Raw genomic sequence first — 24,863 nt, forward strand, 5'->3', positions numbered from 1 at the left:
GCGGGTGGGCCTGGCTGTGGCGATGGCTCGGCGAGGGCGCCAGTCAGGGTCCCTCAGTGGGGTTGCGCCGGCAGTGCGTACAGGGACTCGCCACGCTCGGCGTGGACGGCCAGGGCACGCGCCACCGCCGTGACCACGGCGCGCGGCGTGATGGTGGCGCCGGTGAACTGGTCGAAGTCGCCGCCGTCGCGGCGCACGGTCCAGCGGGGCGGTGGCGGTTCGGCCAGGCTGCGGCCGTCGAAGCCCAGCACCCAGTCGCTGCGGCGCAGCTCGATCGGGTCGCCCAGGCCCGGCGTCTCGGCATGGGCGACGACGCGGACGCCCAGGACATGGCCTGCCCGGTCGATGCCGACCAGCAGTTCGATCGGCCCGGCATAGCCATCCGGTGCGGTGACGGTCAGCGCGACCGCGGTGCCGATGCCGCCGCGGCGCGCCCGCCAGACGGTCCTTGCACCCGGACCCAGGCGTGCGTCATGGACCAGGGCGGTGTCGGCCAGCGGGTCATTGTCGTACAGCGAAGGCGGCAGCACCGCGGCCAGCCGCTCCAGCGCGCGGGTGTGCTCGCGGGCGGCGATGCGTTCGCGGGTGCCGTGATGGATGCCGGCCAGCAGCGCAGTGGCCAGCAGCGCGGCCACGGCCAGCAGCAGCGCCGGCGATCCGCGCTCAGCCGCCATCGCCGCGCTCCGCGCGCCGTCGGTGGCCGAAGATGCGCGTCGGCGTCAGGCGGTCGATCATCGGCGCCGCCGCGTTCATCAGCAGGATCGCGAAGGCGACGCCGTCCGGATAGCCGCCCCAGCGCCGGATCGCCAGGGTCAGCACCGCCACGCCGATGCCGAATATCCAGCGCCCGCGCGGCGTGGTGCAGCCGGACACCGGGTCGGTGGCGATGAAGAAGGCGGCCAGCACCAGGGCACCGGAGAACACGTGCTGCGGCGGCGAGGGATGCAGGCCGGGATCGGCCAGCCAGAACGGCAGGCTGAGCGCGATCGTGGCGCCCAGCACCGCGACCGGCGTGCGCCAGTCGGCGACCCGCAAAAGGCACAGGACGATGCCGCCGAGCGCGAAGAAGTTGGCCGACCATTCCCAGCCGCGGCCGCCGAAGTCGCCGAACACCGGGTCGCCGCGCACCTCGGCGAGGGTGCGGCCCGCCCCGGCCAGCTCGCGAAGCGTGGCCAGGGGCGTGGCACCGGTCACCGCATCCCAGCCGGCGTCGGGGGGGCATCCTGCGAAGATGGCCGCGAACGTCTCGGCGGCGGTGACCTGGGTCGCCGCAAGTCCCGCCGGCGCCAGCCAGCGCGACGCCTCGAGCGGAAACGACACCAGCACCACCGCGTAACCGACCATCGCCGGGTTGAACAGGTTGTGGCCGAGGCCGCCGTACAGGTGCTTGGCCAGGCCGATCGCGGCGACCATGCCGACCAGGGCCAGCCACCAGGGCGCCAGCGGCGGGATGCACAGGGCGAACAGCCAGCCGGTCACCGCCGCGCTGCCGTCGCCCAGGAACGGCCGCAGGGGCTGGCCGCGCAGGCGCAGCGCGGCGGCCTCCAGGGCCAGTGCGAAGGCCACCGCCAGCAGCACCTGGACCAGCACGCCGATGCCGAAGAACCACACCTGGGCGGCGGTGCCCGGCAGCAGGGCGGCCAGCACCAGCAGCATCACGCGGCGCACGCTGTTGCGCGCCGGCCAGTGCGGTGCGGGGCCGGTCTCGAAGCGCCTCATGGCCGACCCGCCGGTGCGTCGTCGTCGTCGCGCAACGCCGCCTCGCGGGCCCGCAGGCGCGCCTCGCGCGCCGCCTGCTCGCGCACCAGGCGCGCCTGACGGGCCTCGAACAGGACGCGCGAACGGCGCGCGCGTTCCGCCTCCTGGGCCTGCCAGGCGCGCTCGCCCTTGCCGAACCGGAAGCGCTCGACCAGGGGGATCTGGCTGGGACACACGTAGGCGCACAGGCCGCATTCGATGCAGTCGGCCAGGCCCAGGCGGGACGTGGCCACCCAGTCGCCAGCGCGGATGGCGGCGTCGAGCTGCTGCGGCAGGAGCCGGGCCGGGCAGACGCGCGCGCACTCGCCGCAGCGGATGCAGGGCAGCTCGGGGCCACGGGCTCGCAGTTCGTCGGCGGCCAGCACCAGCACACAGTTGCCGGACTTGCCGACCGGCACCTGGTCGCTGGCCAGCGACTGGCCCATCATCGGCCCGCCCAGCACCAGCCGTTGCGCGGCCGGTGTGTAGCCGCCCGCGGCTTCGACCAGGTCGGCGACCAGGGTGCCCAGCGGCACCTCCAGGCTGCACGGCCCGGCGACACCGCGGCCGGCGACGCTGACCACCCGCGAGACCAGCGGTTCGCCCAGGACCACGGCGCGCCAGGCGGCCGCTGCGGTGGCGACGTTCACGCAGGCGACGCCGTGCTGGCGCGGCGTGGTGCCGGCGCCCACCTCGATACCGGTGAGCGTGTAGACCAGCTGGCGCTCGCCGCCCTGCGGATAGCGGGTCGGCACGGCGACCAGCTCGATCGCGGTGCCGGCGGCCGCGTCGGTCAGCGCTTCAAGTGCCTCGCGCATGTGGTCCTCGACCGCCAGCAGGATGCGCGAGGCGCCGAGCAGATGGCCGAGCAGTTCGCTGCCCGCCGTCACCTGGTCCGCGCGGGCCCGCATCAGCGCGTCATCGCAGGCGATCCAGGGTTCGCACTCGGCGCCGTTGACGATCAGCGTGTGGACCGGGAAGCCGTCCGGCGCCAGTTTACGATCGGTGGGGAAAACCGCGCCGCCCAGGCCGACCACGCCGGCCTCGCGCAGGCGCGCGGCCAGCGTCGCCGGCGGCGATGTCCGCCACGCCGGCAGCGGCGGCATGCGCTGCCAGTCCTGGCGGCCATCGGGAACCAGCTCGACACAGGGCAATGGCTGGCCGGCAGGATGGCCGATGTCGTGCGTCACGATGCCCAGGACCTGTCCGGACGCCGGCGCATGCACGTGGGCGGAGTCCTCGCCGTCGGCCTCGCCGATGCGCTTGCCGGCCAGCACCCGCTCGCCGGCCGCGACGCAGGCGCGGGCGGGCGAGCCGGCATGCTGCAACAGCGGCACCAGCAGCCGGGCCGGCATCGGCAGGCAGCGCAGCGGCGGCCGGCTGGCCTGCTTGCGCGGATCCAGGCGCAGCCCCCCGGGGAAGACGTAGGTGCTCATCCGCGCGCCGCGTGCTCAGTCTGCCGCCGGCGCGATGCCGGACCCGCCGGCCGATCGCCAACCGCCGCGGCGGCGCGACATGCCGTCAGGCGCCGCGATCGACCGCGAAACGCGCAAGGAAGGCCAGCGCGTCCCGGTAGGGCGAGGCGGGCAGGGCGGCCAGCGCATCGGTGGCGCCCCCGGCGTGGTCGCCGGCCTGGCGACGCGCGTAGTCCAGGCCGCCGTGGCTGCGGATCGCGGCCAGCACCGCTGGCAGGTGCTCGCGGCCGCCGCTCGCGACCGCGTTGCGCAGGGTCGCGGCCTCCTCGCCCCGGGCGTGCGCCAGGGCATGGATCAGCGGCAGGGTCGGCTTGCCCTCGGCGAGATCGTCGCCCAGGTGTTTGCCCAGGGCGTCCTCGTCGGCCTCGTAGTCGAGGATGTCGTCGGCGATCTGGAAGGCCATGCCCAGGGCGTGGCCATAGTCGCGCAGCGCCTGGACGCGTGCGCCGTCCAGGCCGGCGAGCAGACCGCCGAGCTGCGCCGCGGCCGCGAACAGGATCGCTGTCTTGCGCTCGATCACCCGCAGGTAGTCGGCCTCGGTGGTGTCCGGATTGTGGATGTGCATGAGCTGCAGCACCTCACCCTCGGCGATCGCGTTGGTGGTGTCGGCCAGCAGCCGCATCACCGGCATGGCGTCGAGGTCGACCATCAGCTGGAACGACCGCGAGTAGAGGAAGTCGCCGACCAGCACCGAGGCCGCGTTGCCGAACAGCGAGTTCGCGGTGCGCCGGCCGCGCCGCAGGTCGGACTCGTCGACCACGTCGTCGTGCAGCAGGGTGGCGGTGTGGATGAACTCGATGATCGCCGCGGCGGCGATGTGGCCGTCGCCGCGGTAACCGGCCGCACGCGCCGCCAGCAGGACCACCAGCGGGCGCAGCCGCTTGCCGCCGGCGACGATGTGCTCGGCGACCTGGTTGACCAGCAGCACCTCCGAGGCCAGCCGGCGCCGGATCAGGGCGTCGACCTGGCGCGCGTCCTCGGCGACCAGCGCCTGCACGGCGGCGAAATCGCTCGGGGCCTGGCGGCTGGTGGCGGTGGCGGTGGCGGAAACGGCGGTCAAGAGCGGTCCTTACGATGATGGCGCGCTGCCCCGGGGCCTGGTCGGCGGCCGCCGGCGCCGTCGCAAGTATACGCCGGGGGCGATTTTGGCAGACTATGCGCCGTCCTCCAGTGCCTGTCCCGTGAAGCTCAACGCCCTCGAACGCCGCGCCGCGGCGGCCCTGGCGCTGGTCGTCAGCCTGCGCATGTTCGGCCTGTTCCTGATCCTGCCGGTGTTCGCCGCGCAGGCGCGCGCCTATCCCGACGCGGTGCCCTGGCTGATCGGCCTGGCCCTGGGCGTCTACGGACTCGGCCAGGCCCTGCTGCAACTGCCCTATGGCCTGCTGTCGGATCGCGTGGGACGGCGTCCCGCGATTTCCCTGGGCCTGCTGGTGTTCGCGCTTGGCGGCCTGGTGGCGGCCTTGGCGACCACGCTCAAGGGGGTGGTGCTGGGGCGCGCCCTGCAGGGGATGGGTGCGGTGTCCGGCGCCGGCCTGGCGCTGGCCGCCGACCTCAGCCGCGACGCGGTGCGCGGCAAGGTGATGGCGATCATCGGCGCCAGCATCGGCCTGGCGTTCGTGCTGGCCCTGGTCGCTGGCGCCCCGCTTTTCGCCCTCGGCGGCCTGCCGCTGCTGTTCGCGCTGACCGCGGTGCTCGCGCTGGCCAGCCTCGCGCTGCTGTGGGCGGTCGTTCCGGCGCCCGCACGCAGCATGCCGGTGGCGGTGAGTCCGGGCGCCCTGCGCCGGGCGCTGGCGGATCCGCGCCTGTTGCTGCTGGACCTCAGCGTGTTCGTGCTGCACGTCCTGCTGACCGCCGCCTTCGTGGCCCTGCCGACCCTGCTGGTCGACCGGCTCGGTCTGCCCCTGGCCCGGCACTGGCAGTTCTACCTGCCAGTGATGGTCGTGGCGGCGGGCTGCCTGCCGCTGTTCGTCGGTGGTCGCCAGGCGGCCCTGGAGGGGCTTGGCCGGCGCCAGGCCCTGGCCCTGCTGCTGGCGGCGGGGGGGCTGGCGTTGCTGGCCGGCGGCCAGGGTCCGATGCTGCTGGCGGTGGCCGGCTGCGCATTCTTCGCCGGCTTCACCGCCCTGGAGGCCCTGCTGCCGACCCTGGTGTCGCGACTCGCGCCCGAGCATGGCCGCGGCGCCGCGCTGGGCGCCTACTCGGGCCTGCAATTCCTGGGCGCCTTCGTCGGCGGCCTGGTCGGCGGCGTGCTGCTGGGGCGTTTGGGCGAGGCACAGGTTTTGGCCGCGGCGGCCGCCCTGGCGCTAGGCTGGACCGCGGTCCTGTGGGTGCTCGGCCGCCGCTTGCGCGGGGGCTGAATGGCGCGGTGCCGGAAAATTCCGACGCCGCATCGCGGCCGGTTCACCCGTTCCCGCAAGCTGCTTTCCCAGGCAGGTCCGTAGGGGGCGCGTGCTATCCTGCGGCCATCGAAACGAGGTCCTAGCGCCATGGCACGAGGCATCAACAAGGTCATCCTGGTCGGCAATCTGGGCAACGATCCAGAGGTGCGCTACACGCCCTCCGGCGCGGCCATCACCACGATCAGCGTGGCGACCTCCGAGCAGTGGACCGACAAGCAGTCCGGCCAGAAGCAGGAACGCACCGAGTGGCACCGGGTGAAGTTCTTCGGCCGCCTGGCCGAGATCGCCGCCGAGTACCTGCGCAAGGGCCGGCAGGTCTACATCGAGGGCAGCCTGCGCACCGACAAGTACACCGACAAGCAGGGCGTCGAGCGCTACACCACCGACATCATCGCCAACGAGATGCAGATGCTGGGCGGCATGGGCGAAGGTGGCGGCGGTGGCGGCGGTGGCGGCGGTGGTGCGCCGCGCGACCGGGGCGCCGGCCAGCAGCGCGGTGGCGGTGGCGGTGGCGGTGGCGACCGTGGCCCGGCCCGCCAGCCGGCCCAGGAGCCGGTTGCCGACTTCAGCGACGACGACATCCCGTTCTGACGAACACCTTTTGCGACGTGGTGAGAAAGATCTTACGAAGGCCCCGTTCTTGCGGGGCCTTTTGTTTTGTTATCGCCTTGATTCAATGTGCGCGTGGGTTTGCTTCTTGCGGATAATTTGCTTCGAGAATTCGGCGGGACACAGGTGTTGGCTCTCGCTTTTTTCAGGTGGATTGAGGGGTGCTAATCCCCTCAGGGCCAGCCGTCAGAGGGTTTCAGGATTGGTCGTCTTCCTGACGTCTTTCGGTTCGGCCGATAAGTGGAGTGGCTGAAAAATGAATGGCGCATTGTTAAATGGACTCTTCCTGGAGAACTTTCGTGGAATTGGCGATGCTGGCGTTAGAGTGTCTCCCCTTAACAAGATGAGTTTTTTTGTCGGCCCAAACAATTCCGGAAAGTCCACCGTACTGCATTTCCTATTTAAGTACCTTTCTCGAGCATTGGCCCAGCACCATTCATTTGAAATCTCAAAAGAGGATATCCCGCTGGGCAAGGAGGCTGCGAACTTTCGATTTGGCATTGGCGTTCCGCCCAGTCAAATTGCATCGGGCACTCCAAATGCAGATATTCATGCCCTTCTGGAAAAACTGGCTCCAGATGGCCTAATTTGGGTAAGACCAGCGCAGGCAAGAAATCAGGTTGAGCTTCTTGACTACAACATTGAATCTGCAATACCACTTCTGCAGCCTGCTCAGTGGAGGAATCTGTGGAGTGGTCTAACCGGTAATTATCACAGCGGCGCGATTGCGGATTGGGTGTCGGGCTCTATCAGGCTCATCTTAGCAAAATTCAATTGGTCGGTCCCAAAGGTGCGGCTGATTCCGGCCATTAGGCAAATATCATCGGGCGACGGCTTGCAGGACTGCTCCGGAGCCGGGCTGATAGATGAGTTGGCAAAGCTTCAGGGGCCGGACTACCACGAACAATCATTTCGTGTTAAATATAAAGCCATTGAGGATTTTGTGCGGTCGGTTACAGGTCATAGTGATGCGACAATTGAGATTCCCTATTCGAAGGCCCATGTTTTGGTGAAAATAAATGGGAAAGTCCTTCCTCTGGCTTCCTTGGGTACCGGAATCCATGAAGTGGTTATGCTTGCTGCTTTTTGCACCCTCTATGAGAGGGAGATAATATGTTTGGAGGAGCCAGAGATTCACTTGCACCCTCTTTTGCAGCGCAAGTTGATCCGATATTTGGCCAGAGAAACCTCAAATCAATATGTTATTGCCACTCACTCGGCGGCTATACTTGATTCGGTATCAGCCACTGTATTTTCCGTGTCACAGATAGATGGGGATACCTCCATACGTTTGGCGTCAACATCTGGTGAGCGTTTTGAGATTTGCAGGGCACTTGGCTATCAGGCGTCCGACCTTCTTCAGTGCAACGCTGTGGTCTGGGTCGAGGGGCAATCGGATCGAATATACGTGTTGCACTGGATTTTAGCAATTGCTCCCGATCTTGTTGAGGGGGTTGATTTTTCCATTATGTTCTATGGGGGGCGCTTGCTATCCCATCTTTCAGCTCAAGACGAAGAGGTTTCGGAGTTCATATCTTTGAGGCGTTTGAATAGGCATGTTGCATTGATTATGGATAGTGACAAGAGGAGCGCACGATCTCGGTTAAACAGTACCAAGCGACGGGTCATAAATGAATTGAGTGATGGCTTTATTTGGGTGACGGCGGGGCGGGAGATTGAAAACTACATCTCAACAGATGGGCTTTTGGCGGTGTTTCGAGAGGTGCAAAAGGACGCTGTAGATGCAACGGCGCCCCCTGGGCCTTATGACAGGGCGCTAAAATATGAGAATAGTCAAGGAAGGGAGCTGATTGCTGATAAGGTCAAATTTGCAAGGGCATTGGTTCGAAGAGAGCCTGATCTATCGGTACTGGATTTGCGAAAAAAGGTGGAGAGTTTGGTTAGGTTTATCAGGTCCGCGTCAATGCACCGTCTGGACAGGTGAAAGACTGGGCGACTGAGGCTGAAGACTTTGATGGTACGTACTTGCGACACCATCTGACATTCTGTCGCAAGACTGATGCTGCTCAGGTCATCGTTCGTTGTTGGTGAGCCACCGGCCGCACTTTTGGCGCCATCCACCGGTGAACCCGGGCGACGTCCGTCCGGGCCGCCCTGCCGGAGCGCCGCCATGGTCCTGTCCCGCCTCCTCGTCCCTGTCCTCGTCCTGCTCGGCCTGGGCGCCACCGCCCAGGCGCGGCCGCTGTTCGTCGACGGCTTCGATCCGCCGGCGATCGCGCCGCTGTTCCCGCCCCAGGGCAACAGCTTCGCCCTGCCACCGGGACCGACCGTCGACCGTCTGGTCTGGCTGATGGGCGAACTGGCGGCCGGCCAGACCACCACGCCGGCCGAGGTCGAGGCCAATTTCGATCCCGCCTGGCTGGCCCAGACCAACGTCGCCCAGACCCAGGCCTTCATCCAGTCCCTGCGCACCAGCTGGCCGGATGCCGTGATCCGCGACGTGGTCATGGTCACGCCGGTGCGCGCGACCGTGGTGATCTCCTCGCCGGGCGGTGCGCTGCCCTGGGGCTTCATGAACATCGGCGCCCGCTACAGCGGCGAACGCAAGATCGTGCTGTTCGGCGTCAGCAACTATGGCGGCAGCGTGATCTATCCGGCCGACCGCACCCTGACGCTGCCGCAGGCCGCCGACCGCTTCGCAACCCTGTCGCCGGGCCACGGCCTGCTGGTCGGCCGGATCGGCGCCAACGGCCAGTGCACGGCGCTGGCCGAACGCAATGCCCAGGTGCCGCGTGCCACCGCCTCGGTGTTCAAGATCTTCTCGTTGGGCGCGGTCGGCCGAATGATCGCCGACGGCCCCCTGTCCGCGGCCGAACCGATGGCCCTGACCCAGGCCCTGCTCGCGCCGGGCGGCACCATCAACAGCGAGCCGCTGGGGACGGTGTTCACGGTCGGCGAGATTGCGACCATGATGATGGGCATCAGCGACAACACCGCCACCGACCACCTGCACGCCCGGGTGGGCAGGACGCGCATGAACCAGTCCGCGACCTGGATGGGCATGGCGCAACCGACGCTGATCACCCCCTTCCTCAACATCAGCGAGCAGTTCCATGTGTTCCGCTCGTTCGCCTATGCCACCGCGCTGTCCTACGTGAACGGCACGGAGCCGTTCCAGGAGCAGTTCCTGGTCCAGCAGATCGAGCCGCTGGGCCGTTTCGTGTCCGGGCCGTTCTTCCACGCCGACCTGCTGACCGCCGGCACCTGGCAGGCCACCGCCTTCGATGTCTGCAGGGCGTTCGGAGCGTTGCGCCTGCTGCCCAAGGGCTCGGAAGCGATGACCACGGTCGACGCCGCCCTGGGGGCCGGCGTCGCCCAGCCAGACGTGCGCGGCGACTTCCAGCGGGTCTGGTACAAGGGCGGCAGCCTGGCGCAGTTCGCGGGCCAGTTCCACGTGCTGAACCATGTCTGGATGTTGGAGGATGGTGGCGCCGATGCCTACGTGGTGATCGCGCTGTCCAACGACCCGGGTGGCGCCATCGACCCGTTCGCGGTGCAGTCGGTCACCGGACGCCTGCTGGAGCTGGTCGCCGAGCGGCCCTGATCGCGGCACCGGCGTGCGCGGTCCGGGGGCGCGGCCCCCGACCGCTTCCCGGGCCGGGGCAGGGCACCGGCCGTCCGGCCTGGCCGAAACCCTGCCGATGCCGCGGCAGGCTCGGCGCGGCAGCCGCGGAATACGTCGGGCCGGGGTCGAAGACCCTGCGCTATCATGCCGGTCCCGCCGCGCAGCGCCCTGCGCGCGGCGCCCTTCACGGAGGCGGCATTGGAGAGCAGGACCTTGCTGGTGACCGGCGGCGCCGGCTTCATCGGCGGCAATTTCGTGCTGGACATGCTGGCCCGGCACCGCGACCTGCGCATCGTCAACCTGGATGCGCTGACCTACGCCGGCAACCTGGACACCCTGGCGCCCCTGGCGGACGACGCGCGGCACCGCTTCGTGCACGGCGATATCGGCGACGGGGAGCTGGTCGCCCGCCTGCTCGCCGAACACCGGCCCCAGGCGATCGTCAACTTCGCCGCGGAAAGCCACGTCGACCGCTCGATCGACGGGCCGGCGGCCTTCGTGCAGACCAACGTGGTCGGCACGCTTTCCCTGCTCGAGCGGGCACGCGACCACTGGCGCGGCCTCGAGCAGGACCAGCGGGACCGCTTCCGCTTCCTGCATGTCTCCACCGACGAGGTCTACGGATCGCTGGGCGAAACCGGCAAGTTCACCGAGACCACGCCGTATGCGCCGAACTCGCCGTACTCGGCCAGCAAGGCCGCCAGCGACCACCTGGTGCGCGCCTTCCACCACACCTACGGCCTGCCGGTGCTGACCACCAACTGCTCGAACAACTACGGCCCCTACCAGTTCCCCGAGAAGCTGATCCCGCTGGTCATCCAGAAGGCCCTGGCCGGCGCCGACCTGCCGGTCTACGGCGACGGCCGCAACGTGCGCGACTGGCTGTACGTGGTCGATCACTGCCGCGCCATCGAGGCGGTGCTGGCGCGCGGGCGCCCGGGCGAGGTCTACAACGTCGGCGGCGACGCCGAGCGCGAGAACATCCAGGTGGTTCGCACCCTGTGCGCCCTGCTCGACGCGCGCCGGCCGCGCGTCGACGGGCAGGGCTACGCCAGCCAGATCACCTTCGTCGGCGACCGCCCGGGACACGACCGCCGCTACGCCATCGATTCGGGCAAGCTGCAGGCCGAGCTGGGCTGGCGGCCGGCCGAGACGTTCGAGTCGGGTATCGCCCGCACCGTCGACTGGTACCTGGCCAACCAGGCCTGGTGCCAGCGCGTCCAGGACGGCAGCTACCTCGGCGAACGCCTCGGCACGGCGGCCTGATCCACTTCTGCAGGAACCGCGATGAGCATCAGCAAGGGCATCATCCTGGCCGGCGGCTCCGGCACCCGGCTGTATCCGTTGACCCAGGTGATCAGCAAGCAGCTGCTGCCGGTCTACGACAAGCCGATGATCTATTACCCGCTCAGCACCCTGATGCTGGCGGGCATCCGCGAGGTGCTGATCATCACCACCCCGCACGAACAGCCGCTGTTCCGGGCGCTGCTCGGCGACGGCTCGCAGTGGGGCATGACCCTGCGCTACGCCGTGCAGCCTTCGCCGGACGGCCTGGCGCAGGCCTTCCTGATCGGCCGGGAGTTCCTGGCCGGGCAGCCCTCCTGCCTGATCCTGGGCGACAACATCTTCCACGGCCACGGCCTGGTCGAGGTGCTGCGCCGGGCGGCGGCGCAGCCCGCCGGCGCCACGGTGTTCGGCTACTGGGTCAGCGATCCGCACCGCTACGGCGTCGCCGAATTCCACGCCGACGGCCGGGTGCTCAGCCTGGAGGAAAAGCCCGCGCAGCCGCGTTCCAACTACGCGGTCACCGGCCTGTACTTCTACGACGGCCGGGCCAGCGAGTTCGCCGCCGGCTTGGCGCCCAGCCCGCGCGGCGAGCTGGAGATCACCGACCTCAACCGCCGCTACCTCGAGGACGGTTCGCTGCGCTGCGAGCGACTGGGCCGCGGCTATGCCTGGCTGGACACCGGCACCCACGAATCGCTGCTGCAGGCCGCCGACTTCATCGAGACCCTCGAACAGCGCCAGGGCCTGAAGATCGCCTGCCCGGAGGAGATCGCCTTCCAGCAGGGCTGGATCGACGCCGACCGGGTGCGCGAACTGGCTGCGCCGCTGGCCAAGAACGGCTATGGCCAGTACCTGCTGGCCATGCTGGAACAGGAGAACCGGCCGTGAACTTCATCGGCACCGAGCTGCCCGGCGTGGTGATCGTCGAGCCGAAGGTGTTCGGCGACGAGCGCGGCTACTTCTTCGAGAGCTTCCACAAGGCACGCTTCGCCGAGCATGGCCTGGCCATCGACATCGTGCAGAGCAACGTCTCGCGTTCGGCGCGCGGCGTGCTGCGCGGCCTGCACTACCAGTGGCCGAACCCGCAGGGCAAGCTGGTCCAGGTGCTGGAAGGCGAGGTCTTCGATGTCGCCGTCGACATCCGGCGCGGCTCGCCGACCTTCGGGCGCTGGACCGCCTGCGTGCTTTCGGCGGAGAACCGGCGCCTGTTCTGGATTCCCGAAGGCTTCGCACACGGCTTCGCGGTGACCTCCGAGCATGCGCTGTTCTGCTACCACTGCACCGCCGCCTACGACCCGGCCGCCGACGCCAACCTGGCCTGGAACGACGCCGCGCTGGCGATCGACTGGCCGGTCGCGCAGCCGCAGCTGTCGGCCAAGGACGCCGCGGCGCCGTTGCTGGCCGACATCCCGCTGCACCGGCTGCCGGCCCTGTCCGGCACGGACCCGGACCCGCTGCCTTGAGCCGCATCCTGGTCCTGGGCGGCAACGGCCAGGTCGGCTTCGAGCTGCTCGGCCAGCTCGCCGCCTCGGGCCCGGTGACAGCAGCGACGCGCGACGGCACCTTGCCGGGCGGCATCGCCTGCGCCCGCTGCGACCTCGCGGTCGAGGGCGAAGCGGCGGCGCTGATCGCGCGGGAGCGGCCGACCGTGGTCGTCAACGCCGCCGCCTACACGGCAGTCGACCGCGCCGAGGACGAGCCCGAGCTGGCCCTGCGCGTCAACGGCCTGGCCCTGGCCGAGATCGGCGTCGCCGCGCGCGCGGTGGGCGCGGCGGTGGTCCACTACTCGACCGACTACGTTTTTCCCGGCGATGCCGGCCGTCCATGCCGGGAAGAGGACGCCACTGGCCCTCGCAGCGCCTATGGCGAGAGCAAACTGGCGGGCGAACGCGCCCTGGCCGACAGTGGCGCCGACCACCTGGTGCTGCGCACCGCCTGGGTCTACGGCGCGCGCGGCCACAATTTCCTGCGCACCATGTTGCGCCTGGGCGCCGAGCGCGACGAACTGCGCGTGGTCGACGATCAGCACGGCGCGCCGACGCCGGCGGCGCTGATCGCGGCTGCCACCGTGCGCCTGATCGAGGCCTGGGCGACCGGCGACCGCGAAGCCCGCGCCGCGCGTTCGGGCATCTACCACCTGGCCAGCGCCGGCGACACCACCTGGTGCCGGTTCGCGCGGGCGATCTTCGGGCGCGTCGTGGCGGCGGGGCTGCTGACCCGGGCACCGCAGGTGGCGGCGATCGCCAGTCACGAGTTTCCCGCGCGGGCGGTCCGGCCTGCCTATTCGGTGCTCGACACCGCGCGCCTGCGCGACGTCTTCGGCATCGACCTGCCGGGCTGGGAAGCCGGACTCGACCGGGTCGTCTCGGAACTGGCGGCGCGCGCATGAGTCGCCGGATGGCGATCGCCGTCGCCGGGTCCGGCCCGGATCATGGAGGTGTTCCATGCTGATCCCGGTGATCCTCTCCGGCGGCGCCGGCACCCGCCTTTGGCCGGTGTCGCGTCAGGCCTTTCCCAAGCCGTTCATGGCCCTGGGCGGCGGCGACAGCCTGCTGGCGCGCACCCTGCAGCGCGCCGTGGCGGTTGCCGAAGCCGGCGCGCCGGTGCTGACGGTGACCAACCGCGATCACTATTTTCTGACCCGCGACGCGTATGCCGCGCAATCCAGCGCCGCCGGCCGACGCTTGCCCTTCCTGCTGGAGCCCGCCGGCCGCAACACCGCACCGGCGGTGCTGGCGGCGGCGCTGCTGCTGGAACGCAGCCACGGAGGAGCGGCGACCCTGCTGGTGCTGCCGGCCGACCACCTGATCGCCGATCTGGACGGCTTCCGCCGTTCGGTTGCGGCGGCCGTGCACCTGGCGGATGACGGCTGGCTGGTCACCTTCGGCATCCCGCCACGGCACCCGGAAACCGGCTACGGCTACATCCGGCGGGGCCAGCCGCTGGGCGGGGAGGGTTTCGAGGTCGCCGCCTTCGTCGAAAAGCCCGACCTGCCGACCGCCCGTGCCTACCTGGCCGAAGGCGGCTACGACTGGAACTCCGGGATGTTCTGCTTCCGCATCGATGCCGTGCTGGCGCAGGCGGCGAAGGTCGCGCCGGACCTGCTCGAGGCGGTGCGCGGCTGCCTGGCCGACCTGCCCGATGACGCGGCGCCGGCCGAGCTGCCGGCAGAGCACTTCGCGCAGGTTCCCGACATCTCGATCGACTACGCAATCATGGAGAAGGCGGACCGGGTCGCCGTCGTGCCCGGCGAGTTCGACTGGAACGACATCGGTTCCTGGAAGGCGGTCAGCGAGCTCGGCGAGGCCGACGCCCAGGGCAACCGCGTGCAGGGCAGAGCGATCCTGGTCGACGCCAGCGACTGCTTCATCCAGGGCGGCGAGCGCCTGGTCGCGGCGGTCGGCGTGCGGGGGCTGGTGGTGGTCGACACCGGCGATGCCGTGCTGGTCTCCGATCGCGAGCACGCCCAGCAGGTCAAGCAGGTGGTCGAGCAGTTGCGCGGCCAGCGCGACGAGGTCGCGGTCGTGCACCGCACCGTGCACCGGCCCTGGGGCAGCTACACCGTTCTCGAGGACGCGCCCGACTGCAAGGTCAAGCGCCTGGTCGTGCGGCCGGGTCAGGTGCTGTCGCTGCAGATGCACCACCGGCGCAGCGAGCACTGGACGGTAGTCGAAGGCACCGCCCGGGTGCGCGTCGGCGAACGCGAGTTCCTGCTCCAGCGCAACGAGTCCACATTCATCCCGATGGGCACCCTGCACCGTCTGGAAAACCCGACCGACCGCGACATCGCCCTCATCGAGGTGCAGTGCGGCGACTACTTCGGCGAGGACGACATCGTCCGCCTCGAGGACGTCTACGGCCGTCGTTGAGGTCCCGCGGGTCCCGGCGTCCGCCCTTGTCGCATAGCCGTCCCGGTGCCCTTGTCAACTCCGCGGCAATGCGGCAAGGTTCGCGGCGATACCGGCCCGGAGCGCTGAGCGATGACGAGATTCCTTACCGCGGGACTGCTGCTGTTCCTCGCCATGACGCCACTTGCGCGGGCATCGGTTCCCGATCTGGAGACCCTGCTGAAGCGGCCGATCTTCATCGACATGAAGATCGCGCCGGACGGCCGTCACCTGGCCGCCACCGTGCCGCAGGGCGACGACCGCACGATCCTGGTGGTGATGGAGCGTGCCAGCCTGAATCCGACCTCGGTGCTGCAGATGCGCGGAAAGGAGCACATCGACCAGTTCCACTGGGTCAGCGACAACCGGCTGGTGGTCTCGGTGGCGCTCCGCGATGGCATGCTCGACCAGCCGCAGGCCACCGGCGAGCTGTACGGCGTGAACGCCGACGGCAGTGCCGCCACGCCGCTGTTCGGCTTCCGACTGGCCCAGGGCATTCCGGCGGGCGGCAGCAACATCCGTCGGCCGCAGGCCGAACGGGCCAGCGCCTTCCTGATCGATACCCTGCCCGGCGACGACCGCCAGGTGCTGGTCAACGTCGTTCCCTGGGCCGGGGAGGAGGCGCACAGCGAAGTGCGTCGCCTGAACGTGGCGACCGGGCACACCACCCGGGTCGTCCGGTCCCCCGTGCCGCGCGCCGACTTCCTGGTCGACCGGGACGGCAACGTGCGCCTGGCCGTCTCGGTGCGCAGCACCGGCGACCTGCAGATCCACCATCGCCCGGCGCGCGGCGGCGACTGGGCGCTGGTCCACGACCAGGGCAGCTCCGGGGAACGGGTCCGGCCGCTGTACTTCGAAAGCGCCGACGTCGTGGTGGTGCGCCAGGAGCGCGACCAGGGCACCGATCCGCTGATGCGCTGGAACCTGGCGAGCGGCGAGAAGACCCTGTTGTTGCAGCCGGAGGTGGCCGACGTCGAGGACGTCCTGTACGGCATCGCACCGCGCGCCGTCTATGCGGTGCGCAGCCATCCGGACCGCCCGAAGCTGTTGATGGTCGATGCGCAGGCACGCGAGGCGCGCCTGGCCGGTGCCCTCGCCGAGGCCTTCCCCGGCCAGCACGCCTGGGTGACCAGCTTCACCCGCGACGGCAAGCTCGGCCTGGTGCAGGTCTACAGCGACCGCAATCCGGGGGAGTTCTACCTGTTCGACCTGGAGACCATGCGCGCCACCTATCTGGGCACCACCCGGGAGTGGATCGATCCGGACCAGATGGCGGAAATGCGTCCGATCAGCCTTCCCGCGCGCGATGGCACCGTCCTGCACGGCTATCTGGTCCTGCCGCCGGGTCGCGAACCCCGTGGCCTGCCGATGGTGGTGAATCCCCATGGCGGCCCCCACGGCGTGCGCGACACCTGGGGCTTCGACGAGGAGGCGCAACTGCTGGCAAGTCGAGGCTATGCGGTGCTCAAGATCAATTTTCGCGGCTCCGGGGGCTACGGCGGCGCCTTCGAGCGGGCTGGGTACCGGCAGTGGGGCGGCCTCATGCAGGACGACATCGCCGATGCCACCCGCTGGGCGGTGCGCGAGGGCATCGCCGACGGCGAGCGCGTCTGTGTCTACGGCGCAAGCTACGGTGGCTACTCCGCGATGATGCAGGCCGCCCGGCACGGCGAGCTGTACCGCTGCGCGATCGGCTATGTCGGCGTCTACGACCTGGCCCTCATGTACCAGGAGGGCGACGTCCGCCGCACGATGTTCGGCCGCGCCTATCTCGAGCGCATCCTCGGCCGTTCCAATCTGTCGGCGATGTCGCCGGTCAACCTGGCCGACCGCATCAAGGTGCCGGTGATGCTGGTCCACGGCGCCGAGGACCAGCGTGCCCCGCAGACCCATGCCGACCGCATGCGTGCCGCCCTGCGCACCGCCGGCAACGAGCCGGAGTGGCTGGTCGAGCGCCGCGAGGGCCACGGTTTCTATACCCAGGCCAACCGCATCAAGCTGTACACGCAGCTGCTGGCCTTCCTCGATCGCCACATCGGAGCCGGCCGCCAGACCGCCGCGGCGGGAGACTGAGCCAGCGCGCCCGAGTACCTGCGCGGGCAGGGACTCGGGACTCGGGACTCGGGAAGCGGAGCTTGATCTGCTCCCCTCTCCCTCCGGGAAAGCCGGGGCGGTTCAGTTCAAATGGCGTCGTGTCTCAGCTCAGGATCGGGAACCAAGGGTCAGGACCGGGTGTTCGGTGAGCGCAGCGCGCTGTGCTCCCCTCTCCCTGTGGGAGAGGGGCCGGGGGAGAGGGTCGGGGCTTGCCATGATCTACATGGTTGCCGGCCCTGCGGCCCGCGCTGGCCCGGGCGGCCCTCTCCCCCGCCCCTCCCCCGCAGGGCGGGGGAGGGGAGAAGTGCGGTGTCGTCGCGCTGGCGACACGCCGCCTGGCAGCGGGCTGAGACACGACGCCAACCAGGTCCGGGAGAGGGGCGCGGGGGGAGAGGGTCGGGGCTCGCCATGTTCTGCATCGTTGCCGGTAAACGCGCCCATGCTGGCCGATGAGGCGCTTCTCCCTGGTCCTTTCCCCGGACGGCGGGTAGGGCGTCAGTTCGGTGTTCTCGGATCGGCAGTGCACGCTGGGCGGCAGGGCGGCCCGCGTGGGGCTCCGGACTGCCCGCGGTCACGATGCCCGCCACGGGCCGGATCGGGGACCGGCCGTCTATACTCCGCGTCCACCCCCTCGGAGCCCGGCATGACCCGACCGCCCCTGCGGATTCCGCACACGCTGGTGCTGCTGGCGGCGATGATGGTGCTCGCCTGGCTGCTGACCCTGGTGCTTCCGCAGGGCAGCTTCCAGACGGTGGCCAACGACGCCGGCCGGCAGGTGGTGGTTCCCGGCACCTATGCCGAGGCCGACGAGCGCACCGTGCTCGGGCCGCAGTCCCTGCTCACCGTGGTGCCGCGGGCGCTGGGCGATGCCCAGGACATCATCTTCTTCGTGCTCATCATCGGCGGCGTGCTGGCGGTGGTGCGCGCGACCGGCGCCTTCGATGCGCTGCTGGGTTCCATACTGAAGCGCATCGGCCATCGGCCGGGCCTGCTGATCGGCCTGGGCCTGTTCACCTTCGCGGTGGCGTCGGGCACCATCGGCATGGCCGAGGAGTACATCCCCTTCGTGCTGATCCTGGTCGGCCTGTGCGTGGCGATGCGCATGGACGCCATCACCGCGATGGGCATCATGGTCTGCGGCTACGGCATCGGCTTTGGCGTGGCCGCCATCAACCCGTTCACGGTGCTGATTGCCCAGGGCGTCGCCGGCGTGGTCCCCGGTTCTGGGCAGGCGTTGCGCTGGGCGATCCTGCCGCTGTTCGCCGCGGTCGGCATCCACCATGTCTGGCGCTACGCGCGCCGGGTGCAGGCCGATCCGGCCGCCAGCCTGGTCGCCGGTGTGGCCTCGGCCCAGCACGTGGCGCCGGCCAGCTACCCGGCAATGACCGGCGCGCACATGGCGGTGCTGCTGTCGCTGCTCGGCGGCATCGTCCTGCTGGTGGTCGGCATCTCGCAGTGGGGCTGGTACCTGACCGAGCTGGCCGCGGTGTTCCTGGCGGTCGGCCTGCTGGCCGCCGTGTTCGGCCGCCTGGGTGCCGACAACACCGCGAAGACCTTCGCGCACGGCGCCTCCGAGCTGGCCACCACCGCCCTGCTGATCGGTTTTGCGCGCTCGATCGCCATGCTGCTCGAAGACGGCCAGGTGCTGCACACCATCGTCCATGCCCTGTCCGTGCCGCTGTCGATGGTCGGCGCCGAGCTGGCGGCGGTCGGCATGCTGCTGATCCAGACCGTGCTCAACCTGTTCATCCCGTCGGGCAGCGGCCAGGCCTTCGTGACCATGCCGATCATGGCGCCGATCGGCGACATCGTCGGCATCTCCCGGCAGGTCGCGGTGCTGGCCTTCCAGTTCGGCGACGGCTTTTCCAACATGATCGTGCCGACCAACCCGGTGCTGATGGGCATCCTGGGCATCGCCGGCATTCCCTACGACCGCTGGTTCCGCTTCGTCTTCCCGCTGCTGCTCAAGCTGACCGCCCTGGCCGCCATTGTCCTGGTCGGGGCGGTGATGGCCGGCTGGCAGTAGTGGTCGTCCTGTCTTGCCCGCTCCACGTTCCGGAGGTGTACCGATGATCCGCAGCCTGGTCCTGTTCCTTGCAGTCGCCCTCCTGGCCTGGCCACCGGCCTCCGCGGCCGCGCCGCGCGGCCTCGACGTCCGCGACCTGGTCACGCTGGAACGCGTGTCCGACCCCCAGCTCGCGCCGGACGGCAAGACCGTCGCCTATGTCCTGCGCGAGACCGACATGGCCGGCAACCGCGGCATCAACGGCATCTGGCTGCTCGACCTGGAGCGCCGCGACGCCCAGCCGCGGCGCCTGACCCCGGAAGGCGAAAGCTGGTCGAACCCACGCTTCGACGGCGACGGCCGCCTGTTCGCCGGCTCCGCCAAGGGCGGCAGCAACCAGGTCTGGCGCCTGGCCGGCGGCGGCGAGCCGATCCAGGTCACCGACGTGCCGGGCGGCGTGGGCGCCTGGCAGCTCAGCCCGGACGGCCAGCGCCTGGCCTTCTCGGTGGCGATGTTCCCGGATTGCGCCGACATCGCCTGCACCCGCGAGCGCCTGGAAGCGCGCAAGCAGGTCAAGGCCACCGGCACCGCCTACGACGGCCTGTTCATCCGCCACTGGGACACCTGGAAGGACGGCACCCGCAACCAGCTGTTCGTCGCCGAGCTGGACAGCGACGGCCGCGCCGGCGCGCCGGTCTGGGTCAGCAAGGGGCCGCTGGGCGACACCCCCAGCAAGCCGTTCGGCGGCGATGGCGACTTCGCCTTCGCCCGCGACAGCCGCAGCCTGTTCTTCGTGCTGCGCGACGCCGCCGACGGCATGGAGCCGCTGTCCACCAACCTGGACATCTGGCGCGCACCGGTCGACGGCAGCGAACCGCCGGTCAACCTGACCGCCGACCTCAAGGGCGGCGAGAGCAACCCGGTGCCGTCGCCCGACGGCCGCCACCTGGCGTTCTTCTCGATGGAGCGGCCGATGTACGAGGCCGACCGGCACCGCATCCTGCTGCGCGACCTCGGCACCGGCACCACCCGCGAGATCGCTGCCGACTGGGACCGTTCCGCCGGCACCCTGGCGTTCGGCCATGACGGCCGCACCCTCTATGTCACCGCCAACGACATCGGCCAGAACCCGCTGTTCGCGATCGACGTGGCCAGTGGCCAGGTGCGGCGGCTGACCGGCGATGGCCAGGTCAGCGCCGTGGCGGTCGGCCGCGACCGCATCGTCTACGCGATGAACGACCTCGCCAACCCGGCCGACCTCCACCGCATCGACCTGCGCGGCCGCAACGCCCGCCAGCTCACCCGTCACAACGCCGAGCGCCTGGCCGAGGTGCGCATGGGCGGCTACGAGCAGTTCCGCTTCGATGGCGCCGGCGGTGCCACCGTCTACGGTCACGTGGTCAAACCCTGGAACTTCCAGGAGGGCGAGCGCTACCCGGTCGCCTTCATCATCCACGGCGGCCCGCAGGGCTCGATGGGCAACAGCTTCCATTACCGCTGGAACCCGCAGACCTATGCCGGCGCCGGCTTCGCGGCGGTGTTCATCGACTTCCACGGCTCGACCGGCTACGGCCAGGCGTTCACCGACGCGATCCGCCAGGACTGGAGCGGCAAGCCGCTCGAGGACCTGAAGCTGGGTCTGGCCGCGGCGCTGGACCGTTACCGCTGGCTTGACGGCGACCGGGTCTGCGCGCTGGGCGCCTCCTATGGCGGCTACATGATCAACTGGATCGCCGGCAACTGGCCGGACGGCTTCCGGTGCCTGGTCAACCACAGCGGCATCTTCGACAACCGCTTCATGTACTACAGCACCGAAGAACTGTGGTTCACCGAGTGGGAGCACGGTGCCAGGCCCTACTACGAGGACCCGGCTGCCTACGAGAAGCACAACCCGGCCAACCACGTGGCCGACTGGCGCACGCCGATGCTGGTGATCCACGGGGACCTCGACTACCGCGTGCCGCCCGAGCAGGGCATCGCCACCTTCACCGCCCTGCAGCGCAAGGGCATCGCCAGCCGCTTCCTGCGCTTCCCCGACGAGAACCACTGGATCCTCAAGCCCGAGAACTCCATCCAGTGGCACGACGAGGTCAAGGCGTGGCTGCGGCGCTGGCTGAGCCCCGATGCACCTGCTTCCGACTGACGCCCGTTGCCGGGGGAGCTGCTGCCCCCGGACGTGCCCGAACGCATGACAAGAGACCCCCGTGAACGACCGTCTCCACAATTTCAACACTGTGAAAAGCCTGGCCCGCGAGTGGCGCGAGCGCGTGATCGACCTCAAGGCCCGGAACCAGCCCGAGGAGTTCAGCTGGTACGGCTACGACATCATGTCCAACGTCTGGCATCTCGACGGACTGCTGGGGCGGTCCAGTCGCGACCTGCTGGGCAGGATCGAACCGCGTACCGTCGCAGACATCGGCGCTGCCGATGGCGATCTTGGCTTCTTCCTGGAATCGCTGGGCTTCGAGGTGGACATCATCGACTGGCCGGCCACCAATTGGAACGGTTTGCGCGGGGCACGGAGGCTGGCGGCGCTTCTCGGCAGCTCCGCCGGCATCCACGAGGTTGACCTGGACAGCCAGTTCGTCCTTCCAAGGCCACGCTACGGGCTCGTTTTGTTGCTTGGCATCCTGTACCACCTGAAGAATCCGTTCTTTGTGCTTGAGACCCTGGCCCGGCACAGCCGCCACCTCCTGCTGAGCACGCGCGTGGCCCGGCAGACCGCCGACGGCAGGCTCAATCTCGCTGCCGCGCCCCTGGCTTACCTCCTGGCGCCGGACGAGTGCAACAACGACGCCACCAACTACTGGATATTCTCGACGGCGGGGTTGCTGCGCTTGGCCGAACGCACCGGCTGGCGCGTCGTCGAGCAGATCACCGTCGGCGATACGCGTCGCTCCGACCCCTCGTCCACGCAACACGATGAGCGGGCCTTCCTGCTTCTCGAGAGCACCGTTGCCTGACCGGCCGATGTTTCGGGACCAGGGTTTCCTTGTCGATGGACAGAAGTGGACGGCCAGAACCGAGCGGCCCGGATCGCTCCCTGCACTCCTACCTGGCCAGTCTCTCCCCGTTAGGAGAGACCGGTCGGGACTATGCACTGCAGCACTACGGCCGGTACCTGCGCACCCTGACCCGGTTCGAGCAAGGCAACGGCAGGGTGACCGGCCGCCGCGTCCTCGATGTCGGAGCGCACTGGCTGCACCAGGCGGTGCTGTGGCGACGCGCCGGCCATAAGGTCACCGCGGTCGACCTTCCGGAAACCCTCGAGTTCGACGGTGTGCAGCGGCTGGCCACCGCAGAGGGCATCACGCTGGTCGTCAATTCCAGTCTGGAGGACTGTGCCGGACTGGAAACCCTGCCCGAATCGTCTTTCGACGTCGTGCTGTTCACCGAGATCATCGAGCATCTGGCCATCAATCCGGTCGCGATGTGGAGGCAGATCCACAGGGTGCTCGCTCCGGGCGGCAGGATCGTCGTCACCACGCCGAACTACTACGCATGGAACGGACGCGCCTGGTCGGTCGGGCGGTTCCTGACTGGTATGGGCGGCGGAATCAGCGTGGACCAGGTGCTGACCACCCCGACCCTTGGTCATCACTGGCGTGAATACGCGCGACGCGAACTGAAGCGGTACTTTGGTCTGATCTCCCCCGATTTCCGCGTGGAGAACGGTGCGAACCTCAGGGACTGGTACCTCCGTCACCCCGGGCCGTTGCGCCGCACGGTCGGCAGGGTGCTTGAATGCCTGCCTGGTCTGCGTCCGCAGATTTACCTGGAGGTTCACCTGGTCGGGAAGGCTCACGGCGTGGTCCTGTCGCCTCGCTGGTAGCGAGGTCGGCTTGACCGTTCCCGTCGGATCGGCCCCGGCAAATCTGAAGCTCGCAGACTGGCGCCGTTAGGGTCCTCGTGCCAAGGCTAGAGCAGCCAGTCGAAATGGTCAGCCCACTGGCAGGGTCGTTATGCCTGCGGGCCGATGGAAGCTGTCTCAGCGAGACGCCGCGAGCGGCGGTCCGTTCAGTCGGTGCGTGAAATGACACCTGCTCCGGCGAGTGGAATGTTCAGGGATCCATTGCGATCGGCAAGGACAAGACCGTCGTCCAACGAAGGAACCCTGGCAAAACCGCGGTAGCGCCACGCCCCTCCGGCCGCCCCGCGAACCACCATACCGACCACTCGTCGCTCACCGTCCAGCACCAGCAGGCGCCCGGGCGGCTTCGCGTCGACCGCGTGCATCCTGATTTCGAGGTAGAGGCTAGGCGCCGAGTCAAGCCGGTTTGCCACTGGGTTGGCAGTCTCGATCTCGCCCGCGAATGCGGGACCGGGCGTCGTTGGGACCGGTATGCGGGAGCCGAGCAACTTGGACTCGGGCCAGGCGAACATCGATATTCCCGCGCCACGCACCGCCGGGAGCGCAGCTTCGATGTGCTCGACATGGCTCTCTCCCAACTGGGGTCGGTCAGCCACCAGGTGCCCCATGGCAATGCCGGCAGAGTCGACGCGCAATCCGTCGCGTATCAGTTCACCCCAGATCCGGTAGCCCGTTGAAGTGGCGAGTCCCATGCCCAGCATCAACACGGACGCGATCGCAACACCTGCTCCGAAGGGCCAATGCCACTTCCCCGACCTGCCCAGCACCACCCAGAACCAACCCAGCCAGAACAGGCAGGACCAGGGCAGGTAGCGATGCGCGAACATCTGGTCTGGATGATCCTGGAAGTAGCCCAGTCGACCCAAAGCGACGATGACGGCGACCCCCGCGCCGAACCAGGCCAGTGCGAGTCCGGCAAGCCGCAGTCGCTGCTGGTTCGCCTGATCGCGCCAGGTGGTGAAGGTCGCCCAGAGCAGGGTGGCCATGGCGAACAGGCCCAGCGCCGTCGCGGGTCCGTGCTGCACCCGAATGTCGCCTGCGTGTGCCCGGTAGCCCTGCGCGATCGGCTGGAGGATCGCCCGAAGCCAGCTCGGCAACGACCTGCCGGCGTCGGGATCGAAGGCCGCATCGAACAGGTTGACCGGCATCGAGGCCAGCCAGGTGGCTGCGGTCAGCAGGCTGGCGAACGGGCGCAGCTGCAGCGAGTTGCGCACGCCCGTCGCACCGGGCAGGGCGAAGTAGAGGAGCAGGGTGGCCAGGAGGGCCACGCCCATCCAGACCGCCGGCCGATACCGGCGCTGGAGGACGAGGACGAGGGCCAGGGCCGGGAAGGTGGCCATGCCCGGCCCGAAGCTGAAGGTGGCGATGAACGCCAGGAGCGCGGCGAGCCCCAGGGCGGGCCGTGGCAGCGGATCCCTCAGGACCAGGGCGATGCCGCCGGCCAGGCAGGCGGTCAGCAGATAGGCATGGACGGATTCGTTGCCGTGCAGCAGCATGCGGGCATTGCCCAGCCAGAACACCGCGAAGGCGGCCAGGGCGGTCGCCAGCGCACGTGCCACCAGGCCCGCCCTGGCGTCGCGCCAGGCGATGAAGGCAAGCACGAGGACGGTGGCGAGCGCCAGCAGCCCGCCGACGGCAAGCTGCAGTTTCTGGTTGCCGTCGAGCAAATGCAGCTCTGCCACGCGGACCAGGCCGGGGAAGACCGGCCGGTGGCCGTTCTCCAGTGCCAGGACATTGGCCGGGAACGCCTGCTCCAGGTAGATCGGATACAGGCGCCACTGGTCCGCATAGATCTCCGTCCAGCCATGCGTGGCGATGGTCGACAGGCCCAACAGCACGAAGGCGGCCGCCAGGGAGAGCAGGGCCATGGCGGCCGCATTTGTCCGGAGTTGGGCAGTCAGGCTCATGCGTGGCGT

Annotated in this window: 19 protein-coding genes; 14 read left to right on the plus strand and 5 right to left on the minus strand. The window is 69.2% G+C overall.

The window, feature by feature from the left end:
- Positions 1 to 53: 53 nt before the first annotated feature.
- The 4 genes from rsxG to KF823_08650 all read right to left on the minus strand — a co-directional run bounded on the left by rsxG (position 54) and on the right by KF823_08650 (position 4,272).
- Complete coding sequence (gene rsxG / locus KF823_08635) at positions 54 to 674, minus strand: electron transport complex subunit RsxG (GenBank protein ID MBX3725971.1); 621 nt, start codon at positions 672 to 674, stop codon at positions 54 to 56.
- Complete coding sequence (locus tag KF823_08640) at positions 664 to 1,719, minus strand: RnfABCDGE type electron transport complex subunit D (GenBank protein ID MBX3725972.1); 1,056 nt, start codon at positions 1,717 to 1,719, stop codon at positions 664 to 666. Before KF823_08640 ends, rsxG begins: the two co-directional genes overlap by 11 nt.
- Complete coding sequence (gene rsxC / locus KF823_08645; GenBank protein ID MBX3725973.1) at positions 1,716 to 3,173, minus strand: electron transport complex subunit RsxC; 1,458 nt, start codon at positions 3,171 to 3,173, stop codon at positions 1,716 to 1,718. The genes KF823_08640 and rsxC overlap by 4 nt, the downstream gene beginning before the upstream one ends.
- Before the next feature lie 85 nt (positions 3,174 to 3,258).
- Positions 3,259 to 4,272 (minus strand): polyprenyl synthetase family protein, encoded by a 1,014-nt coding sequence (locus KF823_08650; GenBank protein MBX3725974.1) that lies wholly within the window; start codon positions 4,270 to 4,272, stop codon positions 3,259 to 3,261.
- Positions 4,273 to 4,393: 121 nt separating this feature from the next.
- Between KF823_08650 and KF823_08655 the strand changes: the two genes are divergently transcribed.
- The 14 genes from KF823_08655 to KF823_08720 all read left to right on the plus strand — a co-directional run bounded on the left by KF823_08655 (position 4,394) and on the right by KF823_08720 (position 22,908).
- Complete coding sequence (locus KF823_08655; protein ID MBX3725975.1) at positions 4,394 to 5,566, plus strand: MFS transporter; 1,173 nt, start codon at positions 4,394 to 4,396, stop codon at positions 5,564 to 5,566.
- Between the two features lie 129 nt (positions 5,567 to 5,695).
- Positions 5,696 to 6,199, plus strand: coding sequence for a single-stranded DNA-binding protein (ssb, locus tag KF823_08660; GenBank protein MBX3725976.1), 504 nt, complete (start codon positions 5,696 to 5,698; stop codon positions 6,197 to 6,199).
- A 274-nt stretch (positions 6,200 to 6,473) separates the two neighbouring features.
- Positions 6,474 to 8,162, plus strand: a complete 1,689-nt coding sequence (locus KF823_08665; GenBank protein ID MBX3725977.1) for an AAA family ATPase — start codon at positions 6,474 to 6,476, stop codon at positions 8,160 to 8,162.
- Between the two features lie 186 nt (positions 8,163 to 8,348).
- Complete coding sequence (locus KF823_08670) at positions 8,349 to 9,782, plus strand: serine hydrolase (GenBank protein ID MBX3725978.1); 1,434 nt, start codon at positions 8,349 to 8,351, stop codon at positions 9,780 to 9,782.
- Positions 9,783 to 9,947: 165 nt separating this feature from the next.
- On the plus strand, positions 9,948 to 11,069 hold the full coding sequence (gene rfbB, locus KF823_08675) for a dTDP-glucose 4,6-dehydratase (protein ID MBX3725979.1): 1,122 nt from the start codon (positions 9,948 to 9,950) through the stop codon (positions 11,067 to 11,069).
- Between the two features lie 21 nt (positions 11,070 to 11,090).
- The gene (rfbA, locus tag KF823_08680) at positions 11,091 to 11,978 is read left to right on the plus strand and encodes a glucose-1-phosphate thymidylyltransferase RfbA (GenBank protein MBX3725980.1); all 888 of its coding nucleotides are present in this window, start codon (positions 11,091 to 11,093) and stop codon (positions 11,976 to 11,978) included.
- Positions 11,975 to 12,553 carry a dTDP-4-dehydrorhamnose 3,5-epimerase gene (gene rfbC / locus KF823_08685; protein ID MBX3725981.1) on the plus strand — a complete coding sequence of 193 codons (579 nt, stop codon included), beginning with the start codon at positions 11,975 to 11,977 and terminating at the stop codon, positions 12,551 to 12,553. Before rfbA ends, rfbC begins: the two co-directional genes overlap by 4 nt.
- Positions 12,550 to 13,479 carry a dTDP-4-dehydrorhamnose reductase gene (gene rfbD / locus KF823_08690; protein ID MBX3725982.1) on the plus strand — a complete coding sequence of 310 codons (930 nt, stop codon included), beginning with the start codon at positions 12,550 to 12,552 and terminating at the stop codon, positions 13,477 to 13,479. The genes rfbC and rfbD overlap by 4 nt, the downstream gene beginning before the upstream one ends.
- A gap of 55 nt (positions 13,480 to 13,534) precedes the next feature.
- Positions 13,535 to 14,959: a mannose-1-phosphate guanylyltransferase/mannose-6-phosphate isomerase gene (locus KF823_08695; GenBank protein MBX3725983.1), complete on the plus strand. Its 1,425-nt coding sequence runs from the start codon at positions 13,535 to 13,537 to the stop codon at positions 14,957 to 14,959.
- Between the two features lie 111 nt (positions 14,960 to 15,070).
- A complete protein-coding gene (locus KF823_08700) occupies positions 15,071 to 17,050 on the plus strand; it encodes a S9 family peptidase (protein ID MBX3725984.1) in 1,980 nt (659 codons plus the stop codon).
- A 664-nt stretch (positions 17,051 to 17,714) separates the two neighbouring features.
- A complete protein-coding gene (locus tag KF823_08705) occupies positions 17,715 to 19,097 on the plus strand; it encodes a YfcC family protein (GenBank protein ID MBX3725985.1) in 1,383 nt (460 codons plus the stop codon).
- Positions 19,098 to 19,140: 43 nt separating this feature from the next.
- Entirely contained in the window at positions 19,141 to 21,219 is a 2,079-nt protein-coding gene (locus KF823_08710; protein MBX3725986.1) for a S9 family peptidase, read from the plus strand.
- 61 nt (positions 21,220 to 21,280) lie between these two features.
- Entirely contained in the window at positions 21,281 to 22,039 is a 759-nt protein-coding gene (locus KF823_08715) for a hypothetical protein (GenBank protein MBX3725987.1), read from the plus strand.
- 197 nt (positions 22,040 to 22,236) lie between these two features.
- Complete coding sequence (locus tag KF823_08720; GenBank protein MBX3725988.1) at positions 22,237 to 22,908, plus strand: class I SAM-dependent methyltransferase; 672 nt, start codon at positions 22,237 to 22,239, stop codon at positions 22,906 to 22,908.
- Positions 22,909 to 23,093: 185 nt separating this feature from the next.
- Here the strand turns inward: KF823_08720 and KF823_08725 are convergent, their stop codons facing one another.
- Positions 23,094 to 24,815 carry a hypothetical protein gene (locus KF823_08725; GenBank protein ID MBX3725989.1) on the minus strand — a complete coding sequence of 574 codons (1,722 nt, stop codon included), beginning with the start codon at positions 24,813 to 24,815 and terminating at the stop codon, positions 23,094 to 23,096.
- Positions 24,816 to 24,863: the final 48 nt, after the last annotated feature.

It is taken from the genome of Lysobacterales bacterium (assembly GCA_019634735.1).
Taxonomy (GTDB): Bacteria; Pseudomonadota; Gammaproteobacteria; order Xanthomonadales; family UBA2363; genus Pseudofulvimonas.